The organism is Stappia sp., from assembly GCF_048268045.1.
Lineage (GTDB): Bacteria > Pseudomonadota > Alphaproteobacteria > Rhizobiales > Stappiaceae > Stappia.
The window spans coordinates 506,515-525,030 of sequence record NZ_JBLWWG010000002.1; the positions used below are offsets into that span (position 1 = coordinate 506,515).

Annotated in this window: 16 protein-coding genes; 6 read left to right on the forward strand and 10 right to left on the reverse strand. The window is 67.2% G+C overall.

All coding sequences use genetic code 11. The features are described from left to right. Positions 1–14 precede the first annotated feature (14 nt). The 5 genes from ACN0WF_RS04905 to ACN0WF_RS04925 form a co-directional block, all read right to left on the reverse strand. Positions 15–2,123, reverse strand: a complete 2,109-nt coding sequence (locus ACN0WF_RS04905) for a S8 family peptidase (RefSeq protein WP_417771658.1) — start codon at positions 2,121–2,123, stop codon at positions 15–17. Between the two features lie 311 nt (positions 2,124–2,434). Next, on the reverse strand, positions 2,435–3,196 hold the full coding sequence (locus ACN0WF_RS04910; protein ID WP_417771659.1) for a Bax inhibitor-1/YccA family protein: 762 nt from the start codon (positions 3,194–3,196) through the stop codon (positions 2,435–2,437). Positions 3,197–3,553: 357 nt separating this feature from the next. Then, positions 3,554–4,312, reverse strand: a complete 759-nt coding sequence (locus ACN0WF_RS04915) for a hypothetical protein (protein ID WP_417771660.1) — start codon at positions 4,310–4,312, stop codon at positions 3,554–3,556. A 209-nt stretch (positions 4,313–4,521) separates the two neighbouring features. Continuing rightward, a complete protein-coding gene (locus tag ACN0WF_RS04920) occupies positions 4,522–7,122 on the reverse strand; it encodes an ABC transporter permease (RefSeq protein WP_417771717.1) in 2,601 nt (866 codons plus the stop codon). 2 nt (positions 7,123–7,124) lie between these two features. Continuing rightward, entirely contained in the window at positions 7,125–7,847 is a 723-nt protein-coding gene (locus ACN0WF_RS04925; RefSeq protein WP_417771661.1) for an ABC transporter ATP-binding protein, read from the reverse strand. An 83-nt stretch (positions 7,848–7,930) separates the two neighbouring features. Here ACN0WF_RS04925 and ACN0WF_RS04930 point away from each other — a divergent pair, with 83 nt between their 5' ends. From ACN0WF_RS04930 to ppa, 4 genes are all read left to right on the forward strand, one after another. After that, positions 7,931–8,623 (forward strand): arylesterase, encoded by a 693-nt coding sequence (locus ACN0WF_RS04930; protein WP_417771662.1) that lies wholly within the window; start codon positions 7,931–7,933, stop codon positions 8,621–8,623. Between the two features lie 83 nt (positions 8,624–8,706). Beyond that, positions 8,707–9,759, forward strand: coding sequence for an aldo/keto reductase (locus tag ACN0WF_RS04935; protein WP_417771663.1), 1,053 nt, complete (start codon positions 8,707–8,709; stop codon positions 9,757–9,759). 183 nt (positions 9,760–9,942) lie between these two features. Further along, positions 9,943–10,533 carry an RNA 2',3'-cyclic phosphodiesterase gene (thpR, locus tag ACN0WF_RS04940; protein WP_417771664.1) on the forward strand — a complete coding sequence of 197 codons (591 nt, stop codon included), beginning with the start codon at positions 9,943–9,945 and terminating at the stop codon, positions 10,531–10,533. A gap of 198 nt (positions 10,534–10,731) precedes the next feature. Then, complete coding sequence (gene ppa / locus ACN0WF_RS04945) at positions 10,732–11,265, forward strand: inorganic diphosphatase (protein WP_417771665.1); 534 nt, start codon at positions 10,732–10,734, stop codon at positions 11,263–11,265. Positions 11,266–11,347: 82 nt separating this feature from the next. Here ppa and ACN0WF_RS04950 read toward each other — a convergent pair whose 3' ends face one another. Beyond that, positions 11,348–12,142 carry an alpha/beta fold hydrolase gene (locus ACN0WF_RS04950; protein WP_417771666.1) on the reverse strand — a complete coding sequence of 265 codons (795 nt, stop codon included), beginning with the start codon at positions 12,140–12,142 and terminating at the stop codon, positions 11,348–11,350. A 194-nt stretch (positions 12,143–12,336) separates the two neighbouring features. Here ACN0WF_RS04950 and ACN0WF_RS04955 point away from each other — a divergent pair, with 194 nt between their 5' ends. After that, positions 12,337–13,263, forward strand: a complete 927-nt coding sequence (locus ACN0WF_RS04955) for a sugar kinase (RefSeq protein WP_417771667.1) — start codon at positions 12,337–12,339, stop codon at positions 13,261–13,263. A gap of 103 nt (positions 13,264–13,366) precedes the next feature. Further along, positions 13,367–13,975: a L,D-transpeptidase gene (locus tag ACN0WF_RS04960; protein ID WP_417771668.1), complete on the forward strand. Its 609-nt coding sequence runs from the start codon at positions 13,367–13,369 to the stop codon at positions 13,973–13,975. 115 nt (positions 13,976–14,090) lie between these two features. Here the strand turns inward: ACN0WF_RS04960 and dctP are convergent, their stop codons facing one another. The 4 genes from dctP to ACN0WF_RS04980 all read right to left on the reverse strand — a co-directional run bounded on the left by dctP (position 14,091) and on the right by ACN0WF_RS04980 (position 18,426). After that, positions 14,091–15,188, reverse strand: coding sequence for a TRAP transporter substrate-binding protein DctP (dctP, locus tag ACN0WF_RS04965; RefSeq protein WP_417771669.1), 1,098 nt, complete (start codon positions 15,186–15,188; stop codon positions 14,091–14,093). A gap of 16 nt (positions 15,189–15,204) precedes the next feature. Continuing rightward, positions 15,205–16,530: a TRAP transporter large permease gene (locus ACN0WF_RS04970; RefSeq protein WP_417771670.1), complete on the reverse strand. Its 1,326-nt coding sequence runs from the start codon at positions 16,528–16,530 to the stop codon at positions 15,205–15,207. Next, positions 16,520–17,023 carry a TRAP transporter small permease subunit gene (locus tag ACN0WF_RS04975; RefSeq protein ID WP_417771671.1) on the reverse strand — a complete coding sequence of 168 codons (504 nt, stop codon included), beginning with the start codon at positions 17,021–17,023 and terminating at the stop codon, positions 16,520–16,522. The genes ACN0WF_RS04970 and ACN0WF_RS04975 overlap by 11 nt, the downstream gene beginning before the upstream one ends. A gap of 203 nt (positions 17,024–17,226) precedes the next feature. After that, positions 17,227–18,426 carry an adenylate/guanylate cyclase domain-containing protein gene (locus ACN0WF_RS04980; protein ID WP_417771672.1) on the reverse strand — a complete coding sequence of 400 codons (1,200 nt, stop codon included), beginning with the start codon at positions 18,424–18,426 and terminating at the stop codon, positions 17,227–17,229. Positions 18,427–18,516 lie beyond the last annotated feature (90 nt).

The window sequence follows — 18,516 nt, forward strand, 5'->3', positions numbered from 1 at the left end:
GCGGCCGGCAATGCCTAGAACCGCAGGCCGATGCTTGCGTTCAGGGCATGGGATGTGGCCCGGGCGCGAAATTCGCCCGCGTAGCCGAGACTGCCGCTCAGACGCCCGTCCATGGCGGTGTAGGTGAGTCCTGCGCCGAGACGGGCAATGTCGCGCCCGACGCCAACGGCGCTTGCCGCGACGGGCGAGCCCAGCATGGTCACCGAGCGGCTGTCGCCGAGCGAGCCGATGGCGCGGGCGTAGGCGACATCGACCACCGGGCGCAGCTCCGCGCCGGCACCGAGGGCGAGGGCATTGCCGGTGACGCGGACGCCGGCGCCGAGGTCGGTCTGCATCGTGGTGGCGGAGGCCGCGCTCAGGCCGAAGATACCGGCGCCGCTTTCGGACTGGGAGCCGAGCCACTGGTGAACGGCACGCGCCTGGGCATAGGGCTGAAGCGTCGCGGCGAGCGTCGCGAAGGTCATGCCGACGCGCGCGTTGCCCCAGGCGCCGACATCGGTGCCGGAGCTCTTGCCGGTGAGGCCGGCGGCGGCGCCGCCGAGGCCGGCGATGCCCGAGCGGGTGGTCTTCGTCTCGAAGCGGCTGACGCCGAAGCCGCCGTCCGTGAACCAGACATCCGTCGAATAGCCAGCATAGGCAAGGCCGTGCACGCCGGTCGAGCTGACCTTGTTGCCGGCACTGCCCGTGCGCGACTGGCTGAAGCCGACGCCGAAGCCGAAGCGCACTTCCTCGGATGGGCGGAAGTCGAGGCCGGTGATGGCGCCGCCGGTGCGGGTGATCGCCGAGGCGGTGGTGGCGCTTGCCGAGGTCTGGGTGAAGCCCGCCATCGGCGCCAACCACCAGCGCATGCGCATGTCAGCCGTCGGGGCCGCGCCGTGGGTGGACAGCGTGACGCCGCCAGGCGCCGGATCGCCGCCGCCGAGGCTGCCCGACAGGTTGCCGGCGATGTCGGCGATCTGGCCGAGGGTGCGCGTCTGGGCGAAGGCGCCCTGCGAATAGACGGCACCGGTGGCCGCGTCCCTCGTCGACGTCAGGTTGTCGAGGTTGAGGATGCCCCAGCCGTAGACGTCGTCGATGCCGGCGGCACCCACGTCGGTCGCCGTGGCGAGCACGAGCTGGGCCAGATCGGTGGCCTTGGCGTTGGGGAACATCTGACGGGCGATGGCGAGCGCGCCGGTGACATGCGGCGCGGCCATGGAGGTGCCGGACATGCGCACGTAGGTGCCGTCATTGGCGGTCGAATAGATGCCGCCATTCTCCTGGTCGTCATCGCCGCCGGGGGCGGAAAGGCACCAGGCGGCCGCGATGCCGCAGCGGTTGGAATAGTCGGTGACTTCGCCGGTCTGGCCGACGGCGGCGACGGCGATCCAGTTGGCCTGGAGCTCGGGATAGAGAACCGGCAGACCGGGCTCGTAGGCAACGCTTGCCAGTCCGTCGTTGCCGGCGGCCCAGACGAGCACCGAGCCGGCGTTGGCGGCGGAGCGGAAGGCGGCGAGCGTATTCGGGTTCTCGACCTCGAAATAATGGCGCGCCGCCTCGAGATCGGGGCCGGACGCCGGCATCACCGGATCGGAGCCCCAGGAGTTGTTGTAGAACTCGATGCCGTTGGCCAGGCCATAGGCATAGACATTGGAGACCACCTGATCGAGCGTCGCCTGATCGATGTTGCCGGCGTCGTTGGCAAGCTGCAGCGGCGCGACTTTTGCGCCCGGGGCGACGCCGACCATGCCAACGCCGTTGAGCGTCGCGGCGATGGTGCCGGCGACATGGGTGCCGTGGCCGTTGCCGTCGGCTGCGACCGGCAGGCCGGTCACGCCCGAATAGGACAGATCGGACAGGTTGGCGACAAGATCGGGATGCAGGGGCAGGACGCCGCTGTCGACGACGCCGACGGTGACGCCCGAGCCGGTGTAGCCACGGTCATGGGCAGCCTTCGCGCCGATCATGCCGAGGCCCCACTGGGCGGCGTATTCGTCGACGGACGGCATCGGTTCGGCGGCGGCAAGGCCGGGAAGCAGCAGGACCATGGCCGCGGCGGCGCTGACGCCGAGGCGGAGGCCGGCCGCGCGGCGGGAAACCACGCCGGCAGCGCGCCGGGTATGCAAGGGGAACACGCGAGACATGTCGATCCATCCATAGATAATGCGATGGCGGCGATATTGCGCGCGTCTCAAGGCCCGTCAATTGCGAAACGGCCCATGAAAATCAACGGTTTAATAAAATGGACGGAGTGCAGATCCGGCTGGACGGAGCGGCAAAAGCGCAGGTGCGAAAGGGGCCGGCGGCGGGCCTTCGGCTGGCTGGCGAGCGGTCGCCGCGATGCCCCGGCAGCGTGATGAATCGTCGGGAGAATGAAAAAGGGCGCGAGGTTTCCCTCGCGCCCTTTTTTGCATTCGGTGCCAGACCGCGTTGCGCGGTGCGGCTGTCGGCATCCTCAGTCGCGGTTGCCGAAGAGCTGCAGCAGCATCAGGAAGAGGTTGATGAAGTCGAGGTAGAGGCGCAGCGCTCCCATGACCGACTTCTTGATCGAAACCTCCGAGCTGTCGCCCTCGTAGTACATTTCCTTGATCTGCTGGGTGTCGTAGGCGGTGAGGCCCGCAAACACCAGGACGCCGATCACGGAGATGGCGAACTGCATCGCCGAAGAGGCGAGGAAGATGTTCACGATCGACGCGATGACGATGCCGATCAGGCCCATGAACAGGAACGAACCCCAGCCCGACAGATCCTTCTTCGTCGTGTAGCCATAAAGGCTCAACGCGCCGAAGGATGCGGCGGTGATGAAGAACACGCGTGCGATCGAGCCACCGGTGAAGACCAGGAAGATCGACGACAGCGATACGCCCATGATCGCGGCATAGACCCAGAAGGTCGTCTGCGCGGCCGATGCGCTCATCTTCTGGATGCGGAAGCTCAGGAAGAACACCGCGGCGAGCGGTGCGAGCATGACCACCCACTTGAGCGGGCTCAGATAGATCGCCTGACCGAACGGGGTCAGCGCCATGCCGCCCGAGGACTGGTCAATCGCGAAATAGAAGGTCGCGAGCGCGGCAAGGCCGGTGATGCCGAGGCCCAGCGCCATGTAGTTGTAGACGCCCAGCATGTAGGCGCGCAGGCCTTCATCATAGACGCCGGCCTCGGCACGCGCGCCGGCCGCAGAATACCGAAGGTTCGAATTGCGGTCGAAGGTCGACATCGAGTGTCCTTTCTGTCCCTCTCGTCGCCATGCTCGCGGATCGCCGTCGGCGTACCCGCAAAACCATGGCCATGATGCGTTTCGACCCGCCATTGCGGGTCCGACATGCCGGGCTTTCGCGTCATCCGCGCAGCCCCAAGGGACACCGCTGGCGCGAAGACCCACACGTCTTACCGAATATGGACACGCTCAATGGCATGAACAAGAGGCGAAAAGCCGTTTTCGCATTCCGGTGCCGTCATGTTTCGCGCGGGGTAAACGCACCGTGACCTTTCGCGCAAAACGCGAAGGTCGCCCGGATCGGATGATCCGGGCGGCCTTGCCTCGCGGTCGGGGCATTCGCCCCGCCGTGTCGTGTTATTTCATCGCCTTCAGGCGGGACTTGATCTGCCTGTCGCAGGTGCCTCCCGGCTGACGCACGATCTCCTCGCGGGCGAAGTCGAGGATCTCCTTCTTCGGATCCCGCATCGTGGCGACGTCGACGCCCGGCTTGAACCACTGGACGACGGCATAGTCGCCGCCGCCGTCGGTGAGGAAGGCGATCGGCTGGCCGTTCTCTACGATGCCGAGGCGGCCGACGCGCACGGGCATGGCCTCGATGGTGCGGCTCTGGCCGTCGATGGTGAGTTTCGACTTGGTCAGGCGCATGCGCTTGAACGACGAGGCAGTGGTGCCCGTCCAGTTGCCGAACAGACGCTCGCTCTTGTTCTCGACCGACAGGCAGGAGTTCTTGTAGTTGGGGATCGAGAGACGGTTGGCGGACAGTTCGACCGGCTCCTGGCCCTTGATGAAGACGGTGTACTTCATCTCGTGTTCGCCGGTGCGGTAGACGCGGATCTCGACCGGCGCATAGACGCTCTCGCCGATGGTGCGGGTGAGGAAGTCGAACTGGTTCTGGTCGTTGGTGCCGGCCTTGCGGTAGAGCCAGCGCTTGGGCAGGCCCTCCTCGAAGACCAGCCAGTCGCTGACGACAAGGCCTTGCGAACCCGTGGGAGCGTTCACCTGCCAGACGCCGGTGTGGAAGGGCGATTCCGCCTGCGCCGGCATGGCCCAGGCGGTCGCGGCGAGGGCGGCGGCCACGGCAAGGCGCCGAAGCGGGTTTCGGACTGTCGTCATTTGGTGTGTCTCCCGGTCGATATGCGTCGGTCGGCCCCCCGTTCGAGGGACACATTTGTTCCGGTCGCGATCTTAACCGTCCGAGACGCTGTGAAAACCCTTGCTATCCGCCAATTGGCCAGGTTTCCGGGGAAAGCGGCGACATGCTTGCCCGAAACTTGCCGGTGTGTGCAATTTGCAAGGGTGGGGTGCGGGCCCTTGCCTTGAGCTCAGAGGTTGCGCAGCACCGGCGCGGGGCGGCGGCCGAGCACGCGCCATGTGCCGACAAGGCCGAGGCCGACCGTCAGCACGAGTGCGGCAAGCGCCGCGCCGACGGCGGTGGCCGGCAGAAAGGTGAAGCCCGTGTTCATCACGCGGGTCAGCACGAAGGAGGCGGCAAGCGTTCCGGCGAGCACCGCGAAGGCCGCGGTGACGAGGCCGAGCAGCGCATACTCCAGCGCGAAGGCGCCGATCAGCCGCGCCCGCGTCGCGCCCAGCGTCTTGAGGATCACCGCGTCATGCACCCGGTGCCGGTGACCGGCGGCGAGCGCCCCGGCGAGCACCAGCACGGAGGCGACGAGGGTGACCGAGGCGGCCGCCCTTATCGCCCAGGCGAGTTGGGCGACGAGCCCGTTGATCTGATCGATGGCGTCCTTGACGCGCACCGCGGTCACGGTCGGAAAGGTATCGGAGAGCGTCTTCAGCAGCGCCAGCTCCCGCGTCTCGCCGCCGCCATCGGCGTAGGTCAGCGTGCGCAGATGGGTGTGTGGCGCGCCGGCGAAGGTGTTGGGCGAAAACACCATGACGAAGTTGATGGAGAGCGATTCCCAATCCACCTGGCGGAAGTTGGCGATCCGCGCGGTGACGGCGCGGCCGAGCACATTGACCGTCAGCGTGTCGCCGAGCTTGAGGCCAAGCGCCCGGCCGGCGTCGGCCTCGAAGGAGACCAGCGGCTCGCCGCCGTAGCCGGCCGGCCACCAGTCGCCTTCCGTCAGCTTGGAGTTGGCCGGGATGTCGGTGGAATAGGTGATGCCCCGGTCGCCGCGCAGGACCCAGGCGCCGCCCTCGGCGGGGGTGAGTTCGTCGGCGGGCACGTCGTTCACAGCGGTGATGCGGCCGCGCAGCATCGGCGCGCCGTCGATCTTCGCGCCCGGCGCCTCGCGCGCCAGGAGCGCGTCGAAGGCCTCGCGCTCGTTCTGCTGCACGTCGAGGAAGAAGAAGCTTGGCGCCTGGGCGGCGATGGTCTCGCCGAGCTCGCGGCGCAGGTTGCCGTCGATCAGCGCCAGCGTGACCAGCAGCGACAGGCCGAGGCCGAGGGACAGCACGACGGAGGGCGTCAGCGCGCCTGGCCGGTGGATGTTGCCGACGGCAAGCCGCAGCCCGGTGGAGCGGGCGCGCGGGGCGCGGCGGGCCAGCGCCATGATCAGCCGGGCGATCAGGGCAAGCAGCGCGAAAACCGCAAGGGTCGCGCCGACATAGGTGAGCGAGACCCGCAGGTCGCCCGACAGCGCCACCGCGAGGGAGGCGAGCAGCAGCACGGCGACGCCGGTTGCCACGACGTAGCGCGCGCGGGGCCAGCGGCTCTCGCCGCTGACGTCGTCGTGGAACAGCAGGCGCGGCGGCACGTCATGGGCCCGGCCGAGCGGCCAGAGCGCGAAGGTGACCGCCGTCAGCCCGCCGTAGAGCGCGCCAAGACCGAGTTCCAGCGGGTAGATGCTCGCGACCGCATGGATCGGCAGGATCGTGGCGAGCGCGCCGGCGGCGGCGAAGGGAATGAGTGCGCCGATGGCAAGCCCGATGACGATGCCGGCGAGTGCGAGCAGCAGGATCTGGATCAGGTAGACGCGAAAGACGAAGGCGCCATCGGCGCCGACGCAGCGCAGGGTGGCGACCACCGGGCGCTTGGCATCGAGATAGGAGCGCACCGCGTTTGCGACGCCGACGCCGCCGACGACGAGCGCGGTGAGGCCGACGAGGGTGAGGAACTGGGCAAGCCGTCCGATGTTGCGCTGGAGACCCGGGGCGGCCTCGGCGCGCGACTGGATACGCCAGCCGGCAAGCGGGAAGCGCTGGTTGGCCTCCTCGCTCAGGGTGCGGATATCGTCGAGGCCGGTGCCCTCGGGAAGGCGCACCCGGTAGGTCCAGCGCACCAGACTGCCGGGCTGGACGAGCCCGGTCTCGGCCAGTGCTTGCTGCGAGACGATGACGCGGGGGCCGAAATTGATGCCGTCGCTGAGCCGGTCGGGTTCGGCGGCGATGGTGCCGGAAATCTTCAGGTCGGCGCGGCCGAGGCGAAGCGTGTCGCCCTCGGCAAGCCCGAGGCGGACAAGAAGCTCCGGCTCGACGAGCACGCCGAAGCCGCCGTCGCGCCTGGCAAGACCAGCGCGGAAGTCTCCGCCGTCGGACAGGCGCATGGCACCGTAGAGCGGATAGGCGTCGTCCACGGCCTTGAGCTCGACCAGCGTCTGGTCGCCGCTTGCGGGAACGCGGGCCATGGCGCGCAGGGTGGCGATGCGCGAGACCTGGCCAAGGCCTTGCAGGTAGGCGGCCTCCGCCTCGTCGGCCTGGCGGTGGGTGAGACGGAAGGAGATGTCGCCGCCCAGGATCGAGGTGCCTTCGGCGGCGATGCCCTCGACCAGTGCACGCGATACAGAGGTGACGCCGGAGATCGCCGCCACGCCGAGCGCGATGCAGGCGATGAAGACATAGAACCCCTTGAGGCCGCCGCGCATCTCGCGCAGGGCGAAGCGCAGCGCCAGGGAAAGCGGTGGCGACCTGCGGGGCGCGGGGGATGGGATCCGCGGGGCGGGCGGGCTCGCCGTGCCGTGCATTGTCACGCCTCCGTTCCGGCGGGAGATCCTGCCGGTTCGAGGCGCTCGATATGGCCGGCGCGCACGCGGATCGTCTCGTCGCAGCGCCGGGCAAGGGCCGCGTCATGGGTGACGAGCACCATGGTCATGCCGCGCTCGGCGCAGGCGGCGAACATCAGCTCGACGATCTGTGCACCGGTCGTCTCGTCCAGGTTGCCGGTCGGCTCGTCGGCCAGAAGCAGTGGCGGGCGGGTGACGAGCGCACGGGCGATGGCGACGCGTTGCTGCTCGCCGCCCGACATCTGCGCGGGATAGTGGTGGGCACGTGCGGCGAGGCCAACAGCGGCAAGCTCGGCCTCGGCGAGCGCGAAGGCGTCCCGCCGGCCGGCAAGCTCCAGCGGAATGGCGACGTTCTCGAGCGCCGTCATGTTGGGCACCAGGTGGAACGACTGGAAGACGATGCCGATCTCGCGGCCGCGGAAGCGGGCGAGGTCATCCTCGCCAAGCGCGGTGAGATCCGCTTCGCCGACGCGCACGACGCCCCGGTCGGCCCGCTCGAGGCCGGCCATGATCATCAGCAGCGTCGACTTGCCGGAACCCGAGGGGCCGACGATGCCGAGCGAGCGTCCGCGGGCGATCTCGAGGTCCACGCCCTTGAGAATATCGACCCGCCCGGCACCATGGCCGAGGCTGAGATACACGTCGGAAAGGGAAATCAGGGGCGCCGAAGCTGGCCGGTCGGTCATGCACTGCCCTATATGTCGCTCGGGTACGGCGGATGCGCGCCGAAGGGTGCCGGCGCCGCTTGCGGTTTCATGCGATATGGGGAATGCCCCCGCAGACGTCCAGAGGAAGGCTTCAGGTGATACGCTTCGTTACACTTTTCAGACCGTTCGCGCCGCTTTGCCTCGCCCTGTCGCTGCTGCCGGCGGCAACCGGGGCGGCGCGGGCCGAGCCGGTGGTGATCGCGGCCTTCGGCGACAGCCTGTCGGCGGGCTACCAGCTTCCCGCGGAGGATGCCTTCTACGCGCAGCTCGAACGGGCGCTGGCAGCACGGGGCCACGACGTGCGGGTGATCGATGCCTCCGTCTCCGGCGACACGACCGGCGCCGGGCGCGCGCGGCTCGACTGGTCCATCGGCGACGAGGTGGAGATCGCCATCGTCGAGCTTGGCGCCAACGACGCGCTGCGCGGGCTGCCGGTCGAGGCGGCGCGTGACAATCTCGATGCCATCATCGCGCGGCTGAAGGAGCGCGGCATCAAGGTGCTGCTCGCCGGCATGAAGGCGCCGCGCAACATGGGCGAAGACTACGCCAGCGGCTTCGACGCGATTTATCCCGAACTGGCGCAGAAGTACGATGTCGCGCTCTATCCGTATTTTCTGGCCGGCATCCCGGTCTCCGCGGACACGGTGCTGCCTGACGGCATGCATCCGACCGCGAAGGGGGTTGCGATCATCGTCGAGGGCATCCTTCCCGGTCTTGTGAAAATTGTCGAGGAGGTGGCCGCCTCGCGCGGTTGACCTGTGGCCGGGGCGGGGTCAAATTGTCGCCCCTTACGTATTGCTCCCAAGCAAGACACTCCCAATCAGGACATCAGACCCCCATGGAACAGCGCCGTCTTGGACGCACCGACATTACCGTTTCGAGCCTGTCGCTCGGAACGATGACCTTCGGCGAACAGAACACCGAGGCCGAAGGTCATGCCCAGCTCGACCTCGCGCTCGATCGCGGCATCAACCTGATCGACGCGGCCGAACTCTATCCGATCCCGCCCAAGGCGGAGACCCAGGGGCGGACCGAGGAAATCATCGGCACCTGGATGAAGGCGCGCGGCACCCGCGACAAGGTCGTGCTCGCCACCAAGATCGTCGGACGCAGCGACAACACCTGGTTCCGCGATGGCGGCGTGAAGGCCAATCTTTCGCGCGCCCATGTGGAAGAGGCCATCGACAAGAGCCTGAAGCGTCTCGGCACCGACCATGTCGATCTCTATCAGGTGCACTGGCCAGACCGGAATGTCTCCGGCTTCGGCTCCAATCCGACGATCTGGCAGGACCCGGCGCCGCTCGAGGACGAGATCGCCATCGAGGAGACGCTGGCCGCGCTCGCCGACCTGGTGAAGGCCGGCAAGGTGCGCCACATCGGGCTTTCCAACGAGAGCGCCTGGGGCACCATGCGCTATCTGGCGATTGCCGAGAAGATGGGGCTGCCGCGCGTCGCCTCGATCCAGAACGCCTATAATTTCGTCAACCGGACGTTCGAGACCGGCCTTGCCGAGATCGCCCACCGCGAACAGGTCGGCCTGCTCGCCTATTCGGCGCTGGGCCAGGGGTACCTGACCGGCAAGTACCGCGACGGGGCGCTGCCGGAAGGCGCGCGCAAGACGCTGTTCAACCGTCTGCAGCGCTATGAGAAGCCGGGCGCCGAAGCAGCGATCAACGCCTATGTGGATCTTGCCGCGGAACTTGGTGTGTCGCCCTCGCAGCTCGCCATCGCCTTTGCCGAGACCCGCCCCTTCACCACTTCGGTGATCCTGGGCGCGACATCGCTCTCCCAGCTCGAGCACGATCTCGGCGCGCAGGATCTCAAGATCACCGAGGAGATCGAGACGCGGATCAACGAGATCTACCAGAATCACGGCAGCCCCTGCCCGTAAGCCGGCAAGGGGTCTTCGTGCGAAACTGATTCTCGCCGGCCCGCCACGTCACACGCGGACGGGCCGGCGAGGCGACGGGTGGCGCGCGCAAGATCCTGATGTGGCGCGCAAAACCGTTTTTTCTTGCAGTGCGGTGTGTTTCTCGTCCTGATGAAGTCATCGGCGACAGAGGAGGGTCACACCATGCCTCGACTGTTCACCGGGCTTGAGATTCCGTCGCAAACGGGTCTCATGCTCTCCCTTCTCCGTGGCGGCCTGCGCGGCGCGCGCTGGATCGATCCCGAGAATTACCACATCACGCTCCGCTTCATCGGCGACATCGACGACCGCATGGCCGACGAGATCGCCGACGCCCTGTCGCGCGTTCGCCGCGACCCGGTGGAAATTCGCCTGACCGGCCTCGGCGCCTTTGCCAACGGCAAGCCGCACGCGATCTTCGCGCGGGTGGAGCCGACGCCGGAGCTGATGGAGATGCAGGCGGAGCAGGAGCGGCTGATGCAGCGCCTGCGGCTTTCCCCGGAGCGGCGCAAATACATCCCCCATGTCACGCTGGCGCGCTGCCGTTCGGCGACCAATCAGGACGTGGCCAGATGGCTCGCCGAGCATGGCGACTTTCAGGGACTGACCTTCACCGTCAAGCGCTTCGTGCTGCTGTCCTCGCGGGCAAGCGTGGGCGGGGGCCCCTATCTGGTCGAGGAAACCTACCCGCTTGGCAGGGAGACCGGCGGCGTTGCGCCCGACGACTGGCTCGGCGCACCGGCCGACCACTGGTAGCGGCAGGCGCGGGGCCAGGCTCGGTCTTCGGGAGACGGAACGGCGGGTTTTGCCCGCGAACGGCGGCGCGCGCAAAGGTGCAGCGCACAAATTCCGTCTTGCCTTCGCGCGCCCGGCTTGCGATACAGCCGGCGATATTTCACGCAAGGTCCGCGGTCGGGCGCTGACGTCCCGCCGCCTGTCCGAGGAGCCCCATTCATGCGCATCGATGCCGTGCCGATCGGCAAGAACCCGCCCGAAGACATCAACGTGATCATCGAGGTCTCGGTCGGTGGCGAGCCCATCAAGTACGAGATGGACAAGGATGCGGGCGCCATGTACGTGGACCGCTTCCTCTACACCCCGATGCGTTATCCCGGAAACTACGGCTTCGTTCCGCACACGCTGTGCGGCGACGGCGATCCGGTTGACGTGATCGTCGCCAACCAGCGCCCGATCGTTCCCGGCGCGATCATGAGCTGCCGCCCGATCGGCGTGCTGTTCATGGAAGACGAGGCGGGCCAGGATGAGAAGATCCTTGCCGTGCCGTCGGCCAAGCTGACGCGCCGCTACGAGAACGTGAACCATTACGAGGACCTGCCGGACATCACCATCCAGCAGATCAAGCATTTCTTCGAGCACTACAAGGACCTGGAGCCGAACAAGTGGGTGAAGATCACCGGCTTCGGTGGTCCGGACGAGGCCAAGCGTATCATTCTGGAGTCGATCGAGCGCGCCAAGGCCGCCAAGTAAGACACCGCGTTACGGGTCTATATCGAAACGAAAAAAGGGCCGCGCCGGCATTCCGGTGCGGCCCTTTTCGTTTTCGCCGCGCTCAGCGGCCGGAGATCTGCTCCGTGACGAGGCGCTGCACCGCCTCGGGGATCTCCAGATGCGGCATGTGGCCGACACGCGGGAAGACATGGACGGCGAAGGCGCCTGGAACACCGCGCGCCTGGTCGACCGGCAGTACCCGGTCCTCGGTGCCCCAGACAAGCTTCACGGGAATGCCGAGGGCGGCGAGATCTTCGAGCGGCAGTGTCGCCTGGCCCGCTCCGTCGAGGATCGCGCCGGCGATCTCGGCAAGCGTCTCGACGACGCCCGGACGGGCGCGCTCGCCGGCCATCTGGCGCGAGACGAGGGGAGCGAGTTCGTAGTCCCAGGCAAAGAACTGTTCGAAGAGAACATGCAGCTCCTGCGCTTGCGTGGCGGCGGCGAAGCGCCTGAGCAGCAGGTGGTTGATCTGCGTTCCGAAACCGCCGGGAGAGAGCAGCGTCAGGCTGGCGATGCGCTCCGGCGCCTTCAACGCGACCAATGCCGCCGTTGCGCCGCCCATGGAATGGCCGACGAGATGGGCGCGGGGGATCTCCAGCGCGTCGAGCGTGCCGAGCACGGCGCGCGCGGCGACGCCGGCGCCGCCTATGCGCGGCCAGCCGAGCGCCCGTCCGTGGCCGGGCAGGTCGACGGCGAGTGTGCGACGAAGGCCGGCAAGCCCCTCCTGCAGGTCGACCCAGCCGCGGGCATCGCCGCCGAAGCCATGCAGCAGCAGCACGGGCGCGCCGGCGTTTTCCGGGGCGTCCGCGAGCGGGCCGCGTTCGAAGAAGGGGAGGGCAATGGGAGGTGGCGTCACGGGAATCTCCGTCAGGCGAGTTTTCCACTTTGTCGCACGGCAAGACAGCGCTGGCGAGAGCCCCGGTGCGGCAACGCTGGCTGGCTGTACCCTTGACAGGAGGAGAATGGCGTCGCATGGGAAACTAAATCGATTGAAATGGCGTGTGCGCGCGATGCGCCGAACGTCTGAAAGCAATGGGAGTGCCGGATCCGATGGAGCTTTTGTGCCTCGGCGAGCCGATGATCGAGTTCAACCAGACGACGCCGGGCGGCAGCTATGTGCAGGGCTTTGGCGGGGACACATCGAACGCGGCCATCGCGGCAGCGCGGCAGGGCGCTTCCGTCGGCTATCTCAGCGCGACGGGAACGGATGTCTTCGGCGATCTGTTCGACGATCTCTGGCGCGCGGAAGGCGTCGACACGCGGGGCGTGATCCGCATGGAGAACGCGCCGACGGGCCTCTATTTCGTCACCCACGGGGCGCAGGGGCATGTCTTCTCCTACCGGCGCACGGGCTCGGCCGCGAGCCTGATGCGCCCCGCCGACCTGCCGCGCGCGGTATTGGAGCAGGCGAAGGTGCTGCATGTCTCGGCGATCAGCCAGGCGATCTCCGAAACCGCCTGCGACACGGTGTTCGAGGCGATCGACATCGTGCGCAAGGCCGGCGGGCTGGTTTCCTACGACACCAACCTGCGGCTCAAGTTGTGGCCGCTGGCCCGTGCCCGGGCGGTTGTCGAGGCGACGGCGGCCATGTCCGACATCCTGCTTCCCGGTCTCGACGACGCGCGGCTCTTGACCGGACTGACGAGGCCGGAGGAAATCGCGGACCATTATCTGGCGCTCGGCGCGAAGCACGTGGCGCTGACGCTCGGCGCTGACGGGGTTTTCTACGCAGGCGAAAGCGCGCGCGCGCGTATCGCGCCGCATCCTGTCGAGGCGCTTGACGCAACCGGGGCGGGCGATGCCTTCGACGGGGCGTTCCTGGCGGAGTTCCTCAGGACGGGGGATGGCCTGTCGGCGGCGCATCACGCCAATGCGGCGGCGGCGCTGGCGGTTTGCGGCTTCGGTGCTGTTGCGCCGCTGCCACAGCGCGACGGCGTCCTTGCGCTGCTCGAAAGCAGGAGCGGCGCCGGGCGTTAGCCCGATGTAAATTCGCATCATGCATTTTCCGCAGGATGGCCGGCCCGGATCTTCCGGGGACTGTTGCGCGCAGGCGGGCCGGTGCGGGCGACGAGGAGCGAACATGCGATTTTGGGCAGGACTTGCAGGCGCGGTGATGGCGCTTGCCGTGGCCGCTGGCGCGGCCAAGGCGCAGACCGGGCGCTATTACGATCCGGTCAGCCGGAGCTGGCAGGAATACCGCATCACGCCGGAAGCCGCCGGCAAGATCGCGCGGGCGAAATACAAGCGCACCGTGGTCGGCTACCGCACCCAGCAGAAGCCGGGCTCTGTGGTGGTCGATACGCGTGAGCGCTACCTCTACTACGTCATGCCGGGTGGCAAGGCGATGCGCTATGGCATCGGCGTCGGGCGCGAGGGCTTTGGCTGGTCGGGAGCGGAGAAGGTGACGCGCAAGGCCAAGTGGCCGGGTTGGACGCCGCCGCCGGAGATGATCGTGCGCGAGCGCAAGAAGGGCCGCAAGCTGCCGGCCCACATGCCGGGCGGGCCGAAGAACCCGATGGGTGCGCGCGCGCTCTATCTGGGGTCGACCGAATACCGGATCCACGGCACCAACGAGGACTGGTCCATCGGCCAGGCGGTGTCCTCCGGCTGCATCCGCATGCTGAACGAGGACGTCGAAGACCTCTATGAGCGCGTCAACGTCGGCGCGACGGTGGTGGTGCGCCAGTAACGGCGGGCTTCCGGTTCAGGTGATCGAAGACAAGAAAAGCCGGCCATGGGCCGGCTTTTCCCGTTTTGCGTGGGCGCATGCCCTGCCGGCGGATCGTTCCGCGGCAGGACGCTGCTTACTTCTCGGCGCAGGCGCGGATCTTCTCGATGTCCGGGCCGTTCGGCGTGCGGCCGAGATTGAAGGGGGCCGAGGCCTCGCGCCAGCCGCTGTAGTCCGCCAGATAGGAGAGCTGGCTGAGATACACCTTGGCCGAGGACGGCGTTTCGCAGGCGGTCTCGACGATCACCTCGTTGGCCATTTCCTGGATCTTGGCCAGCGTCTCGTCATCCATGCGGGTGATCTCGATGCCGGCTTCCTTGAACTTGCCGTAGGCCTCGTTGGCGCGCTTCTCGGTGAAGGCGAGCGACCAGAGCAGGGTGGCGTCGGCTGCGATCTTCAGCTTTTCCTGCGTCTCGGGCGTCAGTGCGTCCCAGGAGGCCTTGTTGATCATCACGCCGAAGACCGAGGCCGACTGATGCCAGCCCGGTGTCGACCAGTATTTGGTCACCTGCTGGAAGCCGCCGGAATAGTCGACGTTGGGGGTGGAGAACTCCGCCCCGTCGATGACGCCGCGCTCTAGCGACTGGTAGATTTCGCCGCCGGCCATGGAAACCTGGCTACCGCCGAGCTTCTCCAGAAGACGGCCCTGCTCGAGGCCGGACAGGCGCAGGCGCTTGCCCTTCAGGTCTTCAAGGTTGCGGATCGGGGTGTTGCTGCGGAAGCCGGATTCATTGTTGGTCACGCCATAGGGCAGGTAGACCATGCCGAACTTGCCGTAGGTTTCCATGTAGAGCGCGTCGCCGCCCCACTGCTTGATCCAGTTCACATAGTCGACGGCGTTGAACAGGCTGGCGGTGGTGGACAGCGGCGAGAATGCCGGGTCGCGGCCGGCCCAGTAGCCGGGCCAGTCGCCGCCGGCCTGGATCGTGCCGGATTCGACCGCGCCGAAGACCTCGCCGGCGGGAACAAGGCTGCCGCCTTCGTAGAAGTCGATCTTCAGATCGCCGCCGGTGAGCTTGTTGGCGAGCTCGACGAAGTGCTTGTCGGTCTCGATCAGCTCCAGCGACGACGGCCAGGTGCTCGTCATCGTCCAGGTCTCGGCGGCCAGCGCCGGACCGGCCATCGTCGCCAGTACGGCGATGCTTGCGGCGTATTTCAGGGATGTCTTCAGCATTGACGTCTCCTCCCGTCTAGTTGCTTGCATAAAGAACGCTCGGCAGCCAGGTGACCAGATCGGGCACCAGGGCGACGAGGATGCACATCAGCACGATCAGCCCGACGAAGGGCAGAACGCCGATGATGATGTCGGCTGTCGACACGCTGCGTGGGGCTATCGCCCGCAAGTAGAACAGCGCGTAGCCGAATGGGGGTGTCAGGAACGAGGTCTGCAGGACCACCGCCATCAGCACGACGAACCACAGCAGGCTCACGTCCATCTCCTGCACGATCGGCAGGAAGATCGGGAAGGACAGGAGCACGATGCCGGTCCAGTCGAGGAAGGCGCCGAGCAGGAAGACGATCGCCATCATCATGGTGATCAGCAGCCAGGGTTCCATGTCGAGGCTGCGGATGATCTCCTGCACCGCGCGCAGGCCGCCGGTGATGTTGAAGACGCCGGTGAAGGCGGTGGCGCCGATGACGATGAACAGGATCATCGCCGAGGTGCGGCCCGTCTCGATCAGGGCGCCGTAGAAGGTCTTCATCTGGAACCTGCCGCGCAGGACGACGATGGCGAGCGCCAGCGCCGCACCGATGGCGGAGGCTTCCGTCGCCGTGGCGATGCCGGCAAGCAGGCTGCCGAGGATGCCGAGAATCAGCACCAGCGGCGGCGCCGCCTCAAGCGCCAGCAGCCGCAGCAACTCGCCGCGCCCAACCTTCTCGTCAGGCTCGACGGAGGGCGCGAGATCGGGACGCAGGATGGCGATCAGCGCGACATAGCCGGCATAGAGGAAGCCAAGCAGGATGCCCGGCACCATGGAGCCGGCGAAAAGCTCGCCCACCGACAGCGGCGAATAGCTCGCCATCAGGATGAGCATGATCGACGGCGGGATGAGGATGCCGAGGCAGCCGGACGAGGCGATGACGCCGGTCGTCAGCCGCGGGCTGTAGCCATATTGCAGCATCGGCCGCAGCGCCATGACACCCATGACGGTGATCGAGGCGCCGATGATGCCGGTGGTGGCGGCCAGCAGGATGGAGATGAACACCACCGCCAGCGCCAGGCCACCGCGAATGCCGGACATCAGCAGGCGCAGCGTCTCGAACATTCGGTCCGTGACGCCCGAATCGGACAGGAACCGCGCCATCAGCACGAAGAGCGGAATGGCGATCAGCGTGTAGTTGTCGAGCACGTCGCCGTAGATGCGGTTGACGATGATGCCCAGAAGCATGGGCTTGCCGGCGAGAAGGGTGCCCGCGACCGCGGCACCGCCGAGGACGAAGGCGAGCGGATGCCCCATGAACAGCCCCAGCAGGAGCATGGCGAACATGGCGGCTGCGATGATCTCAGGCGTCATGGCGTGCAGGGTCTTCCCGGTTCAGGACCAGCTTGAGGAATTCGGAGATGCCTTGCAGCAGCAGCAGGCCCGCCGCCACGCACATTGCGATCTTGAGCGGATAGACCGGAAGCTGGATGGAGCCGTAGGTGGTCTCGCCCTGGCTCCACGAGCGCTCGGCGAAGATCCAGGACTGGTCGAAGAAGACCCAGGCGAAGGGAAAGAAGAAGATCGGGTAGCCGGCGGCCTCGACGATGCGCCGCGCACGGGGTTTCAGCGCGGCGGTGATCAGGTCGACCCGTACGTGCGCCTGATGGCGCAGGGCGTAGCCGCCGAGCAGGATGAAATAGAAGCCGAACAATTGCTTCGTCACGTCGAACGCCCAGCGGGTCGGGGCGTTCAGCGCGTAGCGCATGACGACGTCGTAAATGATGATCGCGGCGAAGATGATGGCAAGAACGCTAACGACACGCCCCACCACCTCGTTCAAACCGTCTATGGCACGAAACAGCATGGATCCTCCCTCAACCATTCCGATCATGTCTGGCGCCGTCGCGCGTGACAAGGCCAAGTGTTGAGCTGTGCTGACGTGAGGGCAAGTGACGTAACGTTCGTAAAGGCTTGCGGGTGAATAACAAAAATATGAACACGTCGTCAGGTTGCGCTGCCGAACGGCTGTTCGACCTGTGCGCGAGGTGGCGTGCGCGGGGCGTCGGTTCAGGGGCGCTGGGACGTTGCCCGAGGGGCGAAAAGTTCCACCTCGGCACCGAAGCCGGCAAGCGTGTAACTGCCTTTGGGCAGGAAGGCCGAGGGGGCCGCAGCGGCAACTTCCGAGGTCACCAGAACGGGTGTCGCCAGGTGCTTGGTCATCGCCTCGATGCGCGCGGCGGCGTTCACGGTGCGGCCGATTACCGAGAAGGTCAGCCTGTCGGCGACGCCGATGTTGCCGAACATCACCTCGCCGCAGGTCAGCGCGATGCCGCAATGGAGCGGATACGGGGTCAGGGCGCGGGCCGCTTCGAGCCGGGCGAGGGCGTGTTCCGCCGCCTCGAGGGCGCGCAGGGAGGCTGCATCGAGTCCGTCTTCGTCAATGGGAAAGACGGCCAGGATCGCGTCGCCGATGAAGTCCAGCACATCACCGCCTGCGGCGATCACCGCGCCGGCCGCCGCGTCGAAATAGGCGTTGAGATGGGCGAGATAGGCGTCTTCCGACAGGCTGTCGGCAAGGGCCGTGGAACCGCGCAGGTCCGAATAGAAGATCACGGCGTCCAGCCGTTCGCCGTCGCCGTGGCGAATCGAGCCGGACAGGACACGCCGGCCGGCATGGCGGCCGAGATAGGTCTCGGCGATCGTGTGGGCGATGCGGGTCTGGATCGTGGCCCTTGCGGCGAGCGCGAGGCGGATCTGGAGATAGTCAATCTGGTCGATCGTCCGGGTATCGAGGCCCCCCGGCGCGCGCGTCGCCCAGCTCACCATCATGCCCGTTGGGCCGACCTCGCTGGTGGTGGGCAGGTCAAAGGGCGTTCGCAGGATGATGTAGTCGGTGTAGCCCTCGTCGCGCAGGCGGCGCAGCATGGGGAAGCCGGGATCGGAGTTGCCCGAGGCGAGTTGGCGACGCAGCCTGTCCTCACCGGACATCAGCATGGCGCGGATGGGGCTTTGCAGCCAGTCCTCCTCGTCTTCCCGGTCGTGCGGGTACTGCTCGAAGAGGGCGTCCTCGCCGGCCACCCACAGCACCGCCTCGGCATTGACCAGCGGGTGCAGCGTTGACCAGGCCAGATTGGCGCGGGCAATGGGGATGCCGGCCGCGACGAGGCGCTCGCAGGTGCCGGAGAACATGGCTGTCATGTCCGGGCTGCCGAGGGCCTCGCGGATCAGCCAGTCCTCTATCCGTTCGAGTTCGGGGTTGGTGCGCACTGCAATTGCCTTTCAGACGTCTGCCGGGCGCGCATCAGTTCAATCGGACGCGGGCCGCGATCCTGCGCGCGCCCCGCGTCGCCCCTCGGG